Annotated in this window: 13 protein-coding genes; 10 read left to right on the forward strand and 3 right to left on the reverse strand. The window is 71.0% G+C overall.

Translation table 11 applies throughout. The features are described 5' to 3' along the window. Window positions 1-131: 131 nt before the first annotated feature. Together ABZ664_RS15360 and ABZ664_RS15365 are read right to left on the reverse strand one after the other, a co-directional pair. Window positions 132-1,967 (reverse strand): PH domain-containing protein, encoded by a 1,836-nt coding sequence (locus ABZ664_RS15360; RefSeq protein ID WP_362508908.1) that lies wholly within the window; start codon window positions 1,965-1,967, stop codon window positions 132-134. A 188-nt stretch (window positions 1,968-2,155) separates the two neighbouring features. Continuing rightward, window positions 2,156-2,755, reverse strand: a complete 600-nt coding sequence (locus tag ABZ664_RS15365) for a PH domain-containing protein (protein ID WP_362508911.1) — start codon at window positions 2,753-2,755, stop codon at window positions 2,156-2,158. A gap of 177 nt (window positions 2,756-2,932) precedes the next feature. Here ABZ664_RS15365 and ABZ664_RS15370 point away from each other — a divergent pair, with 177 nt between their 5' ends. The 9 genes from ABZ664_RS15370 (at window position 2,933) to ABZ664_RS15410 (ending at window position 14,677) form a co-directional block, all read left to right on the forward strand. Next, window positions 2,933-3,919: an ATP-binding cassette domain-containing protein gene (locus tag ABZ664_RS15370; protein ID WP_362508914.1), complete on the forward strand. Its 987-nt coding sequence runs from the start codon at window positions 2,933-2,935 to the stop codon at window positions 3,917-3,919. Then, the gene (locus ABZ664_RS15375; RefSeq protein WP_362508917.1) at window positions 3,916-4,725 is read left to right on the forward strand and encodes an ABC transporter permease; all 810 of its coding nucleotides are present in this window, start codon (window positions 3,916-3,918) and stop codon (window positions 4,723-4,725) included. The genes ABZ664_RS15370 and ABZ664_RS15375 overlap by 4 nt, the downstream gene beginning before the upstream one ends. A gap of 85 nt (window positions 4,726-4,810) precedes the next feature. Next, the gene (locus tag ABZ664_RS15380; protein WP_362508920.1) at window positions 4,811-8,053 is read left to right on the forward strand and encodes a DEAD/DEAH box helicase; all 3,243 of its coding nucleotides are present in this window, start codon (window positions 4,811-4,813) and stop codon (window positions 8,051-8,053) included. A gap of 1 nt (window position 8,054) precedes the next feature. Then, window positions 8,055-8,288: a hypothetical protein gene (locus ABZ664_RS15385; RefSeq protein ID WP_362508923.1), complete on the forward strand. Its 234-nt coding sequence runs from the start codon at window positions 8,055-8,057 to the stop codon at window positions 8,286-8,288. Between the two features lie 203 nt (window positions 8,289-8,491). Beyond that, complete coding sequence (locus ABZ664_RS15390) at window positions 8,492-9,046, forward strand: YbhB/YbcL family Raf kinase inhibitor-like protein (RefSeq protein WP_362508926.1); 555 nt, start codon at window positions 8,492-8,494, stop codon at window positions 9,044-9,046. Between the two features lie 183 nt (window positions 9,047-9,229). Beyond that, the gene (locus tag ABZ664_RS15395; RefSeq protein WP_362508929.1) at window positions 9,230-10,858 is read left to right on the forward strand and encodes a hypothetical protein; all 1,629 of its coding nucleotides are present in this window, start codon (window positions 9,230-9,232) and stop codon (window positions 10,856-10,858) included. A 72-nt stretch (window positions 10,859-10,930) separates the two neighbouring features. After that, window positions 10,931-13,180 carry a bifunctional SulP family inorganic anion transporter/carbonic anhydrase gene (locus ABZ664_RS15400; protein WP_362508932.1) on the forward strand — a complete coding sequence of 750 codons (2,250 nt, stop codon included), beginning with the start codon at window positions 10,931-10,933 and terminating at the stop codon, window positions 13,178-13,180. Window positions 13,181-13,247: 67 nt separating this feature from the next. Beyond that, the gene (locus ABZ664_RS15405) at window positions 13,248-14,240 is read left to right on the forward strand and encodes an NAD-dependent epimerase/dehydratase family protein (RefSeq protein WP_362508935.1); all 993 of its coding nucleotides are present in this window, start codon (window positions 13,248-13,250) and stop codon (window positions 14,238-14,240) included. Further along, entirely contained in the window at window positions 14,231-14,677 is a 447-nt protein-coding gene (locus ABZ664_RS15410) for a VOC family protein (protein ID WP_362508938.1), read from the forward strand. Before ABZ664_RS15405 ends, ABZ664_RS15410 begins: the two co-directional genes overlap by 10 nt. A 155-nt stretch (window positions 14,678-14,832) precedes the next feature. Here ABZ664_RS15410 and ABZ664_RS15415 read toward each other — a convergent pair whose 3' ends face one another. Next, the gene (locus ABZ664_RS15415) at window positions 14,833-15,288 is read right to left on the reverse strand and encodes a hypothetical protein (protein ID WP_362508941.1); all 456 of its coding nucleotides are present in this window, start codon (window positions 15,286-15,288) and stop codon (window positions 14,833-14,835) included. 211 nt (window positions 15,289-15,499) lie between these two features. On the opposite strand from ABZ664_RS15415, the gene fxlM reads away from it, so the two are divergent. Further along, entirely contained in the window at window positions 15,500-16,672 is a 1,173-nt protein-coding gene (fxlM, locus tag ABZ664_RS15420; RefSeq protein ID WP_362508944.1) for a methyltransferase, FxLD system, read from the forward strand. The last annotated feature ends 116 nt before the right edge of the window (window positions 16,673-16,788 follow it).

Below are 16,788 nucleotides of genomic sequence, written 5' to 3' on the forward strand. Positions count from 1 at the left end.
CCGCCCCCACGACCTCGACGATCGTGGACATGAGGGTGTGCGGAGTCCCCGAGAGGTGGGCACCCTGGGTTTCGGCGCCGCGAGGCCCCGGCCTGCCGCAAGAACGAGGAGGCCTCAGAAAGGCGCACCCCTCAGGGCGAGAGCCGCCCGCCGGGCGCGGAGGGCTCCGGACTGCCGGAGGTCCCCGGAGTCGCGGGCGCGTGCGGGATGAGGAACGGGGCGAGCCAGGCGGGAGTGACCTCGACGGCGAAGGCCGGTCCCTCCGCCTCGCCGACGTCGATGGCCGCGTAGCCACCGGTGCCCGCCCCCACGCCCGCGATCACGGTCAGCAGACCGGCGCGACGCTGGAACCAGGTCTGCCTCAGGGTCCAGCCGACCACGGCCCGCTGCTCCACCACCGCCTGGGAACGCCGCAGCGACCCCGACCGGACCGACAGACGGCTCCCGTCGTACGTGTGTCCGAGGGAACGGTAGCGATCGAGACCGAGCGGGACGCCCAGCAGCGCGAGAAGCAGGGCCGGCACCGCGAGCGCCCACCAGAACCCGGACCACGTCCAGGCGGCCGTCACCGCACACGTGGCGATCACCAGCCACGGGAAGATCGCCCTGAACAGCCTGCGCCTGCGCGCCGCCGGCGGGTGTGGCCGCAGCCCTGAGGCGATCGGGCCGATCGCCTCGCCCACCACCTCGAGCACGGTGTCCCTCGGGGCCACGGGCATCAGCTGGCCCCTGGTCTCCGAGTCGCCGAGACCGGTCACGATCGCCCACGCGCGGCCCAGCCCCGCCCAGCGCTCGGCCGGCCCCTCGACGAACTCGAACCCCCGCACCCTGCGCCGCTCCAGGGAGACGTTCCTGTGCGTGACCAGACCGCGCCCGGCGATCAGGTATCCGTCGGCGGCGCGGAGGGTGAAGTTCCAGTTGAACACCGCGTACATGATCGCGGCGATCACCGGCATCGCCAGGAACAGCAGGATCAGGGCCGCGACGAGCAGGAGCGGATGCCCCCAGAGCCACTCCCCGAAGTCCAGCACGACCCGTCTGTCGACTCTGAGCTCGCTGCCCCACTGGAACGCCGCGCCCACGGCACCGGCCACCAGTGCGAAGGGGGTGAGCAGGTAGGCGCCGGAGAGAGGGCCGTACACGAGCCACTTCCTCGGCATCACGAAGAACACCCGCTCGGGGGTCGTGTCGCCCACCTCGTGGCGGGTGGAGGATCCGGCGGACTCCTCCCGCGCCCCGACGGGCATACCGGATGAATCGGGCGCACCGGCCGCGAGCTCATCGGAGCCGGAGGCGGCACCGGCCACCGGCGCCGCTCCACGCGCCTGGACGCGTCTCGCCGTCCGGGCACGGGCGTGCCAGAGCAGCACGGCCTTGAGCCGCTCCCCCTCCTCGACGGTGACCCCGTCGAGTTCGCCCTCCTGCTTCTCGTCGCCGCTCGCGCCGGTGTCGATCCTGAGAACGGCGATGCCGAGCAGGCGGTGCAGCGGCGGGGCGCTGACGTCGACGCCACGGATCCGCTCCAGAGGGATCGTCCGCACCGACCTGCTGATCAGTGACCGGGTGAGCTCCAGCCGGTCACCGACGATCTGGTAGGTGAAGGTGAGCCAGCGCGCGGCCGCGAACACGACGGAGCCGACGACCGCCGTCCCGGCCCACCCGAAGGATCCCAGGGAGAAGCCGCCGAGGAACAGGAGACCGGCGAGTGGCAGGAGCAGCGAGGGCAGCATCCGGATCGGATCGGTCAGCAGGACCTTCGGGCTGAGCCTCAGAGGTCTCTCCGTCGGCGGGCCTCCCGGTCCGGCTCCCGGTCCGGCCATGTCGCCGCCCGGCCCGCGCGGGAAACCCGGGCCGCCGCCGGCCCAGCCGTGCGGGGCACCCCCCTGGACGTGCGGGACATCCGGCCCGGCACCGTCTCGGCCAGGTGGGACGCCTGCCACGCAGGCGTCCATGCCACCGTCGGGCACACGTGGATGCTCCGGTCCTGCGCCGGTTCGGACGGGCGGCGAATGCGGCGCATCCGGCTCGCCGCCTCCGTCGGGCGCGACCCACGCGCCCGCCTCTGGACCACCCGGCCCGATCCGCGGACCGGATCCGGCCGGTGGGCGCTCGCCGGGCGTATGCCCTGCCGGTGGACGATCGGAGGAGGAATCGGTCACGTCGCGTCGTCCCTGAGCTCCTCGGCGCGCCGGGCGAGGCCCTCGGCCAGCTCGGCGGCGACCCCGTACTCAAGACCCTTGATCGTGGACGAGCCCGCGTGCGAGGCGGTGCGGATCTCGACCGTGGCCAGTCCCAGCATGCGCTCGAACCAGCCCTGTGCCTTGTCGACCGTCTGGATCCTGCTGACGGGGACGAACACCCACTCCCTGCTGAGCCACCCGGAACGGGCGTAGACGACGTCCCCGCTGAGCTCCCAGCGGTGCACGGCGTACCGCCAGAACGGCTCGACGAGCGTGCCGGGGATCAGAAGCAACACCATCAGCCACGGCAGCCACCCGATGTTCTCGAGCACCCAGCCTGGTAGCCAGGACCACCGGTCGTCGGCGATCCACCCGGCCAGGGTGAAGGAGCCCACGACCAGGAGAACGGACCAGAACAGCCCGTCCAGCAGCCACAAAACGATGGCCTTGCGGGAGACCGGGTTGGCGGGGGCGCGCAGGGGAACGCCCGTGCGGCGCCCACCCGGCGGATCGCCCGCCTCGGCCCTCTCGCTTCCCCCGAGGGCCGCGCTGTGCTCATCGACTCGGTCGCTCACGCTGTCAGCCTAAACGCTCCTGTCCCGAAGGGCGTTCCGGTCGTGTCACGGAACGGGCTCCCGCGGACACCGTGGCGAAGGCGGGGCGATTCACCGCCTTCGCCCCGGCCGGAGGTCGAAGAAGTGTCGGTGGCGCAGGGCATGCTGGAGATCCGTGACTATGGAAAGGCGTGAACGATGACCTACGCGATCCAGGCCGAGGGCCTGGTGAAGCATTACGGGGAGACCCGCGCGCTCGACGGGGTGGATCTCGTCGTGCCGCAGGGGCGCCTGCTGGGTGTGCTCGGCCCCAACGGGGCGGGCAAGACCACCGCGGTGCGCGTCCTGGCGACGTTGCTGCGTCCCGACGCGGGCACCGCCAGCGTCGGAGGCTACGACGTGACGCGCCAGGCCCACCAGGTGCGCTCGCTGATCGGCCTGACGGGGCAGTACGCCGCCGTCGACGAGATGCTCACCGGCGTCGAGAACCTGACGATGATCGGCCGCCTGCTGGGCCTGACGCGTGCCGAGTCCCGGGCGCGCGCCGGCGAGTTGTTGAAGCGCTTCGACCTGTCGGACGCGGGAGGACGTGCCACCAAGACCTACTCCGGCGGCATGCGCCGCCGCCTTGACCTCGCCGCCAGCCTGGTCGGCCGTCCTCAGGTGCTCTTCCTCGACGAGCCCACCACCGGGCTCGACCCGCGCAGCCGCACCGATTTGTGGAACGTGGTGCGCGGCCTGATGGCCGACGGCGTCACCGTGTTGCTCACCACCCAGTATTTGGAGGAGGCCGACCAGCTCGCCGACGACATCGTCGTCTTCGACCACGGCAAGGTCATCGCCTCCGGCACCTCCGACGAGCTCAAGGCGACCACCGGCGCCCAGGTCCTGGAGGTGCGCCCCCTGCTCGCCGAGCACCTCCAGCTCGTCGGCACGATCATGGCCGACGTGCTCGGGGAGACGCCCGACCTCGGCGGGGGCAAGGCCACCGCCCCCGTTCACGACCCCGCCGTCGTCCCCGCGATCGTGCGCCTCCTCGACGACCAGGGCGTCACCGCCTCGGAGCTCGCGCTGCGCAAGTCCAGTCTGGACGAGGTGTTCCTGTCCCTCACCGGCCACCTGCCGGACGAAGACGGTGCCCCCGACGGCGAGGACACCACGCGCAAGGAAGAGGCCTTCGCATGACCACGCTGACGACGACCATCCCGCAGGTGGCCGCCAAGCGCGTCACGCCCCTGGCCACGCTGCAGCAGACCATGACACTCGCCTGGCGCAGTCTGGTCCAGATCAAGCACAACCCGTGGGAGCTGCTGGACCTGAGCATCCAGCCCATCATGTTCCTGCTGTTGTTCACCTACGTCTTCGGCGGCGCCATCTCCGGGTCCACCGGCGACTACCTGCAGTTCGCCCTGCCTGGCCTGCTCGTGCAGAACGCCCTGTTCTACACGCTGTCCACCGCCATCGGCCTCAACACCGACATCACCAAGGGTGTCTTCGACCGGCTGCGCAGCCTGCCCATCGCCCGCACCGCGCCGCTGTCGGGGCGCATCATCGCCGACACCGTCAAGCAGATGTGGGCGTTCGCCCTGCTGATCGGTTTCGGCATGGTGCTGGGTTTTCGGGTGACCACCAGCGTCTTCGGCCTGCTGGGTGCCCTCGCCCTGCTGGTCGTGGTCGCCCTGGCCATGTCCTGGATGTCGGTGCTGATCGGCCTGAAGGCCTCCAGTCCCGAGAAGGTGCAGATGATCGCCTTCTCCACGATGATGCCGCTCACCTTCACCAGCAGCGCGCTGGTGCCCTCCGCCACCTTCCCGTCCTGGCTGAAGACCTGGTCGGACATCAACCCCGTCACGCACCTGGCGGACGCCATCCGCGGCCTTCTCATCGGTGGCGACATCGGCCAGGCCGCCCTCTTCTCGCTGCTCTGGGCCGCGGGTTTCGCCCTGGTCTTCGCGCCTCTGGCGATCCGCGCGTTCCGCAGCCACGTCTAATCTGTCGGCAGGCCGGGCTCGCGGGGGCGTTCGCGTCCGCCACATGGTGACGAACCGGAATCGGAAGAACCAGAGGTGTGGTCAGGTGCTCGTGGTCCATGGCGCGTGGGTGAACGGGCTCGTGGGTGTCTGGGCGGAGGACACCGCCCAGACCTCGACGTCCGTTTCCCGCGCCGCTCTTCGCCCACATCCCTTCGCGGCGTCCACGGCCGCGCTGGCCGCGGCCCTGGGCGGAACTGGTGAAATTTCAGGTGATCATTACGGAGAGGCCCTAAATGCCGCTCTAAGCGAGGTTTCGGACGCCCCCCTTCCCCGAGGTGCCGACGGGGCCCGCGGGGGCGGGACGGCACCCCAGGGGGCCGCCCCGGGCATCGCGGGCATCCCCGCCGTCGCGGGCGTCCCCGCTGTCGCACACCTCCCAGGCGCCACGAGCACCGGGACCGTCACGGTCCTGACGAACACCACGGCCGTCGAAGGGGAGCTCGTCGTCCTGCTTCCCGGTTCGGCCTCGGGCCCTCTGCCCTCTCCCGACTCCGGCCTCGCGAGCCGGGCGCGGAGACCCAGGATCTCCGCCTGGCGGGTGCCCGCCCTGCTCTTCCATCCGGCCGACGCGCTCCGTCTGCTCGGCTCGCTGCCCGATCCCGGCCCCACACCTCCCGATCTCGTCTCCGGGAGCGGACGCGGCGCGGAGGACCTCACGTGGGAGCCCGCCCTCTCCCTGCGCTACCTCGCCGTGGTCGCCGAGCACGCTCGCGGCCTGGTCAGGCGCGGCCGGATCCTGCCCCAGCTCGCCTTCGAGGGTGACGTCCACGCGGCCCGCTGGCGCCCGGTGCTGACCGGCGCCGACCTGGCCGCGCTGCCCGGCCTCGCCGACGCGATGCCGCCGGTGTGCAGGGCCGTGGCCCAGGAGAGACCGCCGAGGGAGGTGCTGGACGAGGCGCTGGACGGCCTGGTCGACGGCGCGGCGCGGCTGTCGCTGCCCGGCCGGCTCATCCTCGGCAACCGCCCCGGCCCCAAGACCGCCCTGGCCGATCGCTGGCTGTACGCGCTGACCGCCGAGGACGCCTCACTCCCGGGTGCGAGGCCGGACGAGGTCGCGGCGCTCGGCGAGGCCCTGACCGGCTGGTTCGACGCGGCACACGAGCTGGGCGGACCGGTCAGGGTCTGTTTCCGGCTGATCGAGCCCGTCGGCGACGGCGACTCCTGGAGAGTCGAGTTCGGCCTCGCACCGACGGACGAACCGGACGCCTACCTGCCGGTCGAGCGGATCCGCGCCGGCGAGCGGGCGCCGTGGCTGCCCGAGCGGCCCGAGGAGCTGATCCGCGCCGACCTCGGCCGGGCCGTGCGTCTCCACCCCGACCTCCACATCGCGCTGCGCGCACCCGAGCCGGTCACCCTCACGGTCGAGACGGCGTGGGCGTTCTCGTTCCTCCGCAACGGCGCGCCCATGCTCAGGGCCGCGGGATACGGCGTACGACTGCCCTCCTGGGCCGGGCGCCAGGGGCTGGGCCTGAAGCTGACCACCCGCGCGCTCACCGGCGGCGAGAACGAGGGGGCCGGGCTCGGCGGGCGGGTGAGCGTCCGGCTGGACGTCGCCGTCGGCGACCATACGATCGGCGCGGAGGAGCTGGCCGAGCTGGCCGGGCGCCGCATCCCCCTGGTGCGGGTCGAGGACCGCTGGGTGGAGCTGGACGACCAGCAGGTCAAGGCGGCCCTGAAGGTGATCGAGGAGCGCGGCGGCGGCGAGAGGACCGTCGGCGAGGTGATCCGCGAGGTCGTGGAGGGCGGCGACGAGAGGCTGCCGCTGATCACGGTCGACGCCGACGGCCTTCTGGGTGATCTTCTCTCCGGCGAGGCCGACCGCCGTCTCACCCCGGTGCCCACGCCGCGGGCGCTGCGCGGGTCTCTCCGCCCCTACCAGGAGCGCGGCCTGTCCTGGCTGAGCTTCCTCTCCGGGCTCGGCCTGGGGGGAATCCTCGCCGACGACATGGGGCTCGGGAAGACCGTCTCCACCCTCTCGCTCCTGCTCTCCGAGCGCGAGAGCGGTACGCCCGCCCCGACGCTGCTGATCTGCCCGATGTCGCTGCTCGGCAACTGGCAGAAGGAGGCGTCCAGATTCGCCCCCTCGCTGCGTGTCCACGTCCACCACGGCGGCGCGCGCAGGCGCGACGAGGAGCTCGCCGCCGCCGTACGGGAGGCCGACCTGGTCGTCACCACGTACGGCACCGCGCTGCGGGACCTGGGGGCGCTCGCGGGCCTGGGCTGGGAGCGGGTGGTCTGCGACGAGGCGCAGGCGATCAAGAACAGCTCGGCGCGGCAGTCCAGGGCGGTGCGCTCCATCCCCGCCCGCACCCGGCTCGCGCTGACCGGCACGCCGGTGGAGAACCATCTGGCGGAGCTCTGGTCGATCATGGAATTCTGCAACCCCGGCCTGCTCGGCCCGGCCAGGCGCTTCAGGACCCGTTACCAGGAGCCGATCGAGACGCGGCGTGACCCCGACGCCACCGCGGCGCTGAAGCGGGCCACAGGCCCGTTCGTGCTGCGGCGTCTCAAGACCGACCGTTCGATCATCTCCGACCTGCCGGACAAGCAGGAGATGAAGGTCTGGTGCACGCTCACCCCCGAGCAGGCCGAGCTGTACAGGGCCGTGACCGGCGAGATGCTGGACAGGATCGACGCCTCCAGGGGCATCGAGCGGCGGGGCAACGTGCTCGCGACCATGACGAAGCTCAAACAGGTCTGCAACCATCCTGCCCAGCTGCTCAAGGACGGCTCACGGCTGGCGGGCCGGTCGGGAAAGCTCGCCCGGCTGGAGGAGCTCGCCGAGGAGATCGTCCAGGAGGGCGACAAGGCCCTGGTCTTCACCCAGTACGCCGCGTTCGGCGCCATGCTGCAGCCCTATCTCGCCGCCCACCTGGACCGGCCGGTGCTGTGGCTGCACGGCGCACTGCCCAAGAACAGGCGTGAGGCGCTCGTCGAGCGCTTCCAGAACGACGACGAGCCGATGCTGTTCCTGCTCTCGCTCAAGGCCGCCGGCACCGGCCTGAACCTCACCGCCGCCACCCACGTCGTCCACGTCGACCGCTGGTGGAACCCCGCCGTCGAAGACCAGGCCACCGACCGGGCCTTCCGGATCGGCCAGACCAGAAACGTCCAGGTCAGAAAGTTCATCTGCCTCGGCACCCTGGAAGAACGGATCGACGAGATGATCGAACGCAAGAAGGCCCTCGCCCAGAGCGTGGTCGGCACCGGCGAGGACTGGATCACCGACCTGTCCACCGACCAGCTGCGCGAGTTGTTCCTGCTCGGTCCCGGGGCGGTGAGCTGACATGGACGACTCCGGATCCGGCGACAGGCCGTTCGACGGGCGGACCTTCGAGGAGCGGATCGGGGACTTCTACTCCCCCGCCGTCTCCCTGAACCGCCTGCGCCCCCGGCCCGACAGCACCGGAGCCCCCGCCGACCTGCTGCTGCGGGCCCTTGAACCGCCCGCGGTCAAGGTGCGGCACATCCCGCTGGTCGACCTGCTCAGGAAGCCCTACCGAGAGCTGGGCGGCGACTGAGGTCCTCGGGGCTCACCTCGGGCCACTGACGGGTCACTGATGGATGGGTCCCTGTGGCCCCCGCGCGGTCCGGCGAAACTCGTTTTGGAAGTCACTCCAACCCCTTCCATCCCTCGATTTACCCTGATTTCCGACTTTTTTCCCGCCGCCGAACCTCGCGATCCGGTCTGCGCATCTTCCAGACACGCGTAGCATCATCGGGCATGGGGCAGCCGAAAACGTCTACGCGCCGCCCGTGGCACACCCCGAGAGTGGCGGTGGCCACGGCGCTCGTCGTCATGTCCTCGGGCTGCGGGATGGCCTCGGCCGAACGGTTGCAACTGGAGCCGATCAGCGTCTCCAGTCCTCAGGTCAGAGACGGTGGCCCCCTGCCGTCCGACTACTCGTGCAAGGGTTCGGTCGGCAACCCGCCACTGCGCTGGTCACGCGTGCCGGAGGGCACGAAGTCCGTCGCGATCGTGGTGGACAGCAACTCCCGGACGGGCGGCGAGGTGAACTGGGTCGTTTTCGACATCGATCCGCGCACCAACGAGTTACCAGAGGGTAGCGTTCCGGTGGGCGCCATCGAAGGGAGCACGACGAGCGGCAAGGTGGGCTATAGCCCTCCGTGCGACGCCCAGGAGAACTATCGTTTCACTGTCTACGCGCTCACCGGCAAGGTCGAGCTTCGCAAGGGAGCCCTCCTCGAGGAGACCTTGAAGAGCATCGCGGACAAGACGATCGCCTGGGGACGGCTCACCGCGGCGCACATCGAGTAACCGGCCAAACACCGGAGGTAGTAATGGTTACCAATTCTTCACTTAGGGTGTGACAACGCTCATAGTGGTCCGACACAATCAGATCCAATGTCCAAGCGCAGGTGATGCATGGGGGAAGGTCGCGTCGATGGCCGCGCGACCTCACCGGCGCCGCTGTAAGGCCATGGCCTTGAGGGTGGTGCAATGATCGCGGTCGTAGTAAGCCTGGTCGCCGTCGTGCTCCTCGTGCTCGTCGTCGTGGCACTGGGAATGCGGTCGATGAACCGCAGAGAGAGCGCCCTTCCCCCGGAGCGTCTGCGGGAGATGGCGGAGAAGGAGGCGCTGACCCAGACCATGTCCAGCGACGACTTCGCCACCAGAGAACCGAAGATGAACCACTTCACCCCCGATCTGACCCCGTTCGACGAGCCGAAGCCACCGCGCCAGCCGCGGCCGCCGAGCTCTCGGGGCAAGCGAGGGATGAACGAGTTCGGCCAGGTGGACGACTATGACGACGACTACTGGACGCGACTCCAGGCCGACGAGGGTGGTTTCGGAGGATCCCTGGCGGCCCGGATGGGCGCGAGCCGTCCCGTCGAGCAGGAGGATCAGAAGGCCGATGCCGACGCGGTGACCGTGCAGGCTCCGCTGCCGACCAGGCCCCAGCCGTCCCGCAACACCCCGCAGCGGCCCCCGGCCCCACCGGCCAGGCCCGCCCCCGAGCCGGCCATCGCCTCCTCCTCCCTGCCCTCCGGCCTCTCCGACCTGGTCGCCCCGGTCCAGCCGAACCCGGCTCCGACGGCCGCCTCGCTCGCCGAGCAGAAGACCGTGACCTTCGCGGCTCCCACCCCCGGCGCCTTCGGCGATTCCCGCTCCTCCCGGTCCGGCTCCCGTCGCGGCGGCAGCAGGACGTCCTCCCAACCGGCGGCCCAGTCCGCCCCGGGTGGCGGCTCGCCCCGGCCCACCCCGGGCGGCGGCACATCCCGGTCCACCCCCGCCGGTGGCCCGTCCCGGCCCGACCCGCTGAACGACCCTCTCGGCGGCTCCTACTCCCGCCGTGGCGCGGGCTCCACGGCGAACGCGGCCTCCCGGCCCAGCGACGCCGGTTCTCCGGCTTCCCCGGCGAACGGCACCGGCACCTCCGGCGCCCGCCGCCCCGGTCCCGCCGGTGGCCGTCCCGCCGGTGGCGGCGTCCCGACGCCTCCCCCGATGCCCCCGATGGGCCCCACGACCAGCGGCGGCTTCCCCGCCGCGACCGACCCGCTCGCCGCCTCCTACCGCAACCCGCCGCAGCCGCCCAAGCCCGACGACAACGCGACGGACAACGCGTGGGCGCAGGCCACCAACCCCTCCTCGGGGGGCTGGCCGGCGGTCAACACCGCCGACATCCTCGACGACCCCGCCCCGTCCTACTCCTCGTACCAGACACCGGTATACGGCGCTCCGCCCGCGGGCTCGTACGAGGTCAGCTCGGGCTGGGCCACCTTCGAGGACGACGCGGTCACCGGCCCGAGCCCGGCGGTCTCCACCTCGACCGGCCCTTCCAGGACCTTCTCTTCCACCCCTGAGCGTCCGGCCGACGCGCGGGGCGGGGCGGGGGGCGGATACGGCTACGAGCCCCGGCCCGCCACCCCGGCCAGCCCGGCCGCGTGGCCCGAGCCCGGCACCCCCAACGGGAGCGACGCGACGAGCTGGCCGAGCTACGGCGAGCTCTACGGCACGGCACCGGCCCCCGAGGCCGCGGCCACCGGCACCGACGCACGAGGCCGGGCGAGCTCGCGCGGCAACCATCACCGGGTCCAGGAGCCCGACTACCCCGACTATTACCGCTAATTCTTTCCGTCCTCCGTAAAGGCCTCGGGTAAACGCCCAGGTGCCGAGGGGCAGCACCGTATGGTCTGCCCCATGGAGACGGACACGAAGAGCGACGGTGTTCTGACAAAGAGTGGTCTCACCGCTGTGCTGAGGCACGATCTGCCCGCCTCCCTGGTGGTCTTCCTGGTGGCCCTGCCCCTCTCGCTGGGCATCGCGGTCGCCTCGGGAGCGCCACTGGCGGCGGGCCTCGTCGCCGGCGTGGTGGGCGGCGTGGTGGCGGGTTTCCTGGGCGGCTCCGTCGTGCAGGTGAGCGGGCCCGCGGCGGGGCTCTCCCTGGTGGTCGCCGATCTTGTGGTGACGTACGGCTGGCGGGCCACCTGCATGATCACTTTACTCGCGGGCGTCCTGCAACTGCTGCTGGGTCTCTGCCGGGTCGCCCGTTCCGCGCTCGCGGTCTCCCCCGCCGTGGTCCACGGCATGCTGGCGGGGGTGGGGGTGGTGATCGCCCTCGCCCAGTTGCACGTGGTGCTCGGCGGGAGCCCGCAGCGCTCCGCGATCGAGAACCTGATCGAGCTGCCCCAGCAGATCATCCACAACCACACGCACGCCGTCTTCGTCGGCCTGCTCACCATCGCGGTCCTGATCGCCTGGACGCGCCTGCCGCAGCAGCTGCGGACCATACCCGCACCGCTGGCGGCCCTGCTCGCCTCCTCGGTGACCGCCTGGGCGCTCGACTGGGAGGTCACCAGGATCGACCTGTCGGCCAGTCTGGACGCCTGGGCCGGACCCGCCTGGCCCAGGGGCGACTGGCACGGGATCATCGGGGCGGTGCTGCTCGTGGCCCTGCTGGCCGGGGTGGAGTCGCTGCTGTGCTCGGTGGCGGTCGACAAGCTGCACGACGGCAGGCGCTCCGACCTCGACAGGGAGCTCACCGGCCAGGGCGTGGCCAACATGGTGACCGGCGCGCTGGGCGGGCTGCCCGTGGCCGGGGTCATCGTCCGCAGCACCACCAACGTCCGTGCCGGTGCCCGAAGCCGCTGGTCCACGATCATGCACGGGTTCTGGATCCTGTTGTTCGCGGTCGGGCTGGGATGGATGATCGCGCTGATCCCGATGGAGGCGCTGGCCGCGCTGCTGGTCTTCATCGGTGTGCAGATGGTCAACATGGGGCATCTGCGCAACCTGCGCGGCCACAGCGAGGTTCCGGTGTACGTCGTCACGATGGCCGGGGTGGTGTTGCTTGGCCTCGCCGAGGGCGTGCTGGTCGGTTTCGGCCTCGCCGCGCTGTTCGCGTTGCGTCGCCTCACCCGGGTGACCGTGCGGGCGACGGCCGAGCCGGACGGCCGCTGGCACGTGGTGATCGGCGGCTCTCTCACCTTCCTGGGGGTGCCCACGCTCACCTCGGAGTTGCGTGCCATCCCCGCGGGAACCACGGTCGACCTCGACCTGAACATCGACTTCATGGACAACGCGGCCTTCGAGGCCATCCACAACTGGCGGAACGAGCACGAGCGCGGCGGCGGGACCGTGGACATCGACGAGATCCATGACGAGTGGTATGCCATGGCGGCCAGCGGGGCCAGGGTGTTCCCGGCCAAGACCCCGCCTCGCGCCCCCGACCGGTGGTGGTTGCCCTGGTCGCACCGGCGCAACGGGCAGGGGGCGGGCCGCAGGCCGCAGGCGGTCGCCCGGCAGGCGCCCCGCGACGACAGTCCCGCCGTGCCCAATCTGCTCGCCGGGGCGCGTGAGTTCCACCGGCGTACGGCACCGCTGGTCCGCCCTCTCCTGCACGACATGGCCCGCGGGCAGGAGCCCTCACATCTCTTCATCACCTGCGCCGACTCCCGCATCGTGCCGAACCTGATCACCGCCAGCGGCCCCGGCGACCTGTTCACCGTCCGCAACATCGGCAACCTGGTGCCCCGGCTGGGGTCGGTGCCGGCGGACGACTCGGTGGCGGCGACGATCGAGTACGCGACGAAGGCGCTCAACGTCCGCACCATCACGGTCTGCGGGCACTCGGGCTGCGGGGGGATGGCCACGCTGCTGAGCGGTGGTGAGAAGGCGGCGGACCTGCCCGCGCTCGGCCGCTGGCTGCGCCACGGCAACCACACGCTGGCGCGGTTCATCGCGGGCGAGAGCGCCGGTGAGGACGAGGGACCGCTGGACCGTCTCTGCCGGGTCAACGTGCTCCAGCAGTTGGAGAACCTGCGGACCTATCCGCAGGTGGACCGGCTGTTCCGTACCGGGCACCTGGAGCTGGTCGGCCTGTACTTCGACATCGGCACCGCCCGGGTGCACCTGCTGGAGCATCCCCCGATCGCGAGCCGTCCGCTCTGAGCGGACGGCTTGCGCCGGGGGTGAACGCCGGTAGCCGCGCATCTGCCGGGCGCCCAGGATGGGGCGCATGAGAATCCTGATCATCGGTGGCTCGGTCTTCCTGGGCCGGGCCATCACACAAGAGGCGCTGCGGCGCGGGCACGAGGTCACGACGTTCAACCGAGGGCGCAGCGGGGTGGACCTGCCGGGTGTGGAGGCGGTGAGGGGCGACCGCGAGGTGCCGGAAGATCTGGACCGCCTGGTGGAGGGCCGGGAGTGGGACGCCGTCGTCGACGTCATGGGCAGGGTCCCGAGGGTGGTCGGCGAGTCGGTGCGCAGGCTCAACGGCCGGGCGGGCGTCTACACATACATCTCCAGCATCTCGGCGATCGCCGACTTCCCCGTGCGGGAGTGTGACGAGAGCTCGCCCCGATACGAGTGCGCCCCGGACGCCGGCCCGCAGGACGGCGACTACGGCACGCTCAAGGCGGGGTGCGAGCGGGCGGTGGAGGAGGGTTTCGAGGGCAAGGCGCTCATCGTCCAGCCGGGTCTCATCCTCGGCCCGTACGAGGACGTGGGCCGCCTGCCCTGGTGGCTGGACCGGATCTCCCGGGGCGGGCGGGTGCTCGCGCCCGGCGACCCGGACCGCGCGATGCAGGTCATCGACGTCCGTGACCTCGCCGCGTTCGTCCTCGACCGCACCGAGGCCGGCAAGGCCGACCGCTTCCTCGCCTCCGGGGTGCGGGGCAACATCACCTACGGCGACTGGCTGGCCGAGTGCCGGGCGGCGACCGGCTCGGACGCCGAGTTCGTCTGGGTCGACGACCGGTTCCTGCTCGACCGCGAGGTGGCGCCGTGGAGCGAGTTCCCGGTTTGGGTACCGGCCGGCCCCGACTTCGCCGCGGTCTGGCTGCCGTCGTCGGCGAAGGCCATCGCGGCCGGGCTGACCTGCCGCCCCGTCCCCGAGACCGTCCGCGACACCTGGGCGTGGCTCCGCGACGTCCCTCCCGCGGAGCGCTCGTTCCGCAACCACGGCATCGATCCCGAGAAGGAGGCCAGGATCCTCGCCGAATGGGCATAGGGGTCCCCATGGAGATCCAGATCACTTTCGACGCCAACGATCCGCCGTCGCTCGCCGCCTTCTGGGCCGAGGCCCTCGGTTACCGCCTTCAGCCGCCCCCCGAGGGGTTCGGCAGCTGGGAGGCCTGGGAGGAGGCCGAGGGCATCCCCGAGGAGCGGCGCTCCAACTGGTCGGCCATCGTGGACCCGGCCGAGGGACGACCTCGCTTCTACTTCCAGCGCGTGCCCGAGGGGAAGACCGCCAAGAACCGCGTCCACCTGGACGTCAACGTGGGTGGTTCACCCGGCACGTCGCTGGAGGAGCGCCGCGAGCGTGTGAAGACGGAGGCGGGACGGCTCGCCGCTCTGGGCGCCGTCGAGGTTCGCACGGCGGAGGAGAACGGCGAATACTGGACCGTCATGACCGATCCGGAGGGCAACGAGTTCTGCCTGCAATAAGCGTGCATTTCTACGCATACATCATGCCGGTGGACGCATAGATTCATGGCTGTCCGGCTCCGTCCCCCGAATGCCGGACGGCGGTCCACGTTTCCAGGGCCACAGGTGGAGGGCGGCCGATTCCGCCCTCCACCCACCCCTTCACCCGTGCCGTGTCATGCGCGGCGGGTGTGCCTCATCGTCCAGTTGGTCTCCCAGGTCTTCTCCCCGTCCGCGGAGAACGCCTGCTCCCACAGGGCCGAGTTCGGCGTGATCTCCGACCAGGTGTATCGCATCCGGACGGGTGTGCCCTCGTAGGTTTCGTCGCCGCAGAACACGCCCTTCCCGTCGGTGAACCGGCCGAAGACGGGATTGTGGAGGACTCCGGTCTCGCTGCTGATCCAGTAAATCGCCCACAGTTCGCGTTCGACGTCAAAGGTCCGTATCGACGCCCCTTTGAAGCCCTTCGTGGGGAAGGTGATCTCGTCGAAAACGCCCGCGCCGTCGAAAAAGCCGTGGCAGACGGCGACGCTGGGAAACTCCTCCCACTCGTCGTCTCCGCTCAGCGGTTTGAGGAGCCTGCGGTTGTCTATGTCCCAGGTGCCGTGCAGGAAGTCGAAATCACTGTTCATGCAGAGATGTTAAAGCCGTTTCACGACATTCCCAGCCGGTCGGGCACCAGAATTTCCCGTCCGCGCGGACGTTGCGTGGCTCCCATATGCGAGGTACCGTCACGGCCCGCAGGCTTCGTTTTCTCATACGACATCTAACATACGGACGTTTTTCGCCTGACGGGGCATATGGCTCAGGCCGCCACATACGCATACGGCACGGAGGTCAACGATGACTGGGTGGCACGTGTTACGGGAGGAAATGGTCTCGCAAGTACGCGCCCGGGGGATCAGCCAGGCCGTGGCCGACGCGTTTCTGGCGGTGCCACGGCACGTCTTCCTGCCCGAGCTTCCCGCTCAGGCCGTCTACCAGGACGACGCGATCGTGACCAAGCGCGACGCGGACGGCCTTCCGATCAGCTCCTCCTCCCAGCCGGCGATCATGGCTCTGATGCTGGACCAGCTCGGGGTGGAGCCGGGACAGCGGGTGCTGGAGATCGGGACCGGGACGGGATACAACGCCGCCCTGCTCGCCCACCTGGTGGGGCCGGAGGGAGAGGTCGTGAGCGTCGACATCGACCCCGACCTGGTGGCGCTCGCCGGGGAGCACCTGTCGGCCGCGGGGCACTCCGAGGTGAGACTCGCGTGCGGCGACGGATCCGAGGGGTTCGCACCGGGAGCGCCCTACGACCGGGTGATCGCCACCGTGGGCGTGTGGGATCTCGCCCCGGCCTGGCTGGAGCAGCTCGCGCCCGGCGGGCGCCTCGTCGTCCCGCTGGACCTGCGTGGGGTGCAACGCTCGGTGGCGATGGAACGAGACAACGGACACTGGACGAGCCGCTCGGTGCTGCCCTGCGGGTTCATGCGGATGCGCGGACCCTTCGCGGGCCCCGAGACGACCCTGGTGCTGGACCGGGAGTCCGACCTGATGATCTCACTGCCCGAGGCGGGCGAGATCGGCGACGTGCTGGGGGCGCTCGACGGGCCCGTGGTCGAGCTGTCCACCGAGATCAGCGTCAGCCTCTCCCAGCTCCTCGACGGGTTGAGCCTGTGGCTCGCGGTGCACGAGCCCCGCTGGTGCACGATCTCGGAGGCTCGGCCCGGGTGGCTGGCCTCGCCCCCGCTCGACACGACGGGGTTCAGGATGGCCGTCGGCATCGTCGAGGGCGACAATCTCTGCCTGCTGGAGCCGTCACCGGACGGAACGCTGATCGCGCGCGGCCACGGGCCTGACAGGGTGCGGCTGGCCCGTGAGATGGTCGCCCACATCCAGGCGTGGGACATGGCGGACAGGCCCATGACGACAGGGCTCCACATCGACGCCTACCGGGACGCCCCTCCGCCCGGCGTACTGGTTCTGCGCAAGCGCCACACCACCCTCGCCCTGTCGTGGCAGGACTCCTGACCTTCGCGTCCCGCGGGCCCCGGCTGACGGCCCACGACCGCGCGGTGGCCTGACCACCGAGCCCTGGGCGCCGATCCGGCGCCCAGGGCTCTTTCGCGTTCCCGAGACTCGGAGGG

It is taken from the genome of Streptosporangium sp. NPDC006930, from assembly GCF_040635605.1.
Taxonomy (GTDB): Bacteria; Actinomycetota; Actinomycetes; order Streptosporangiales; family Streptosporangiaceae; genus Streptosporangium.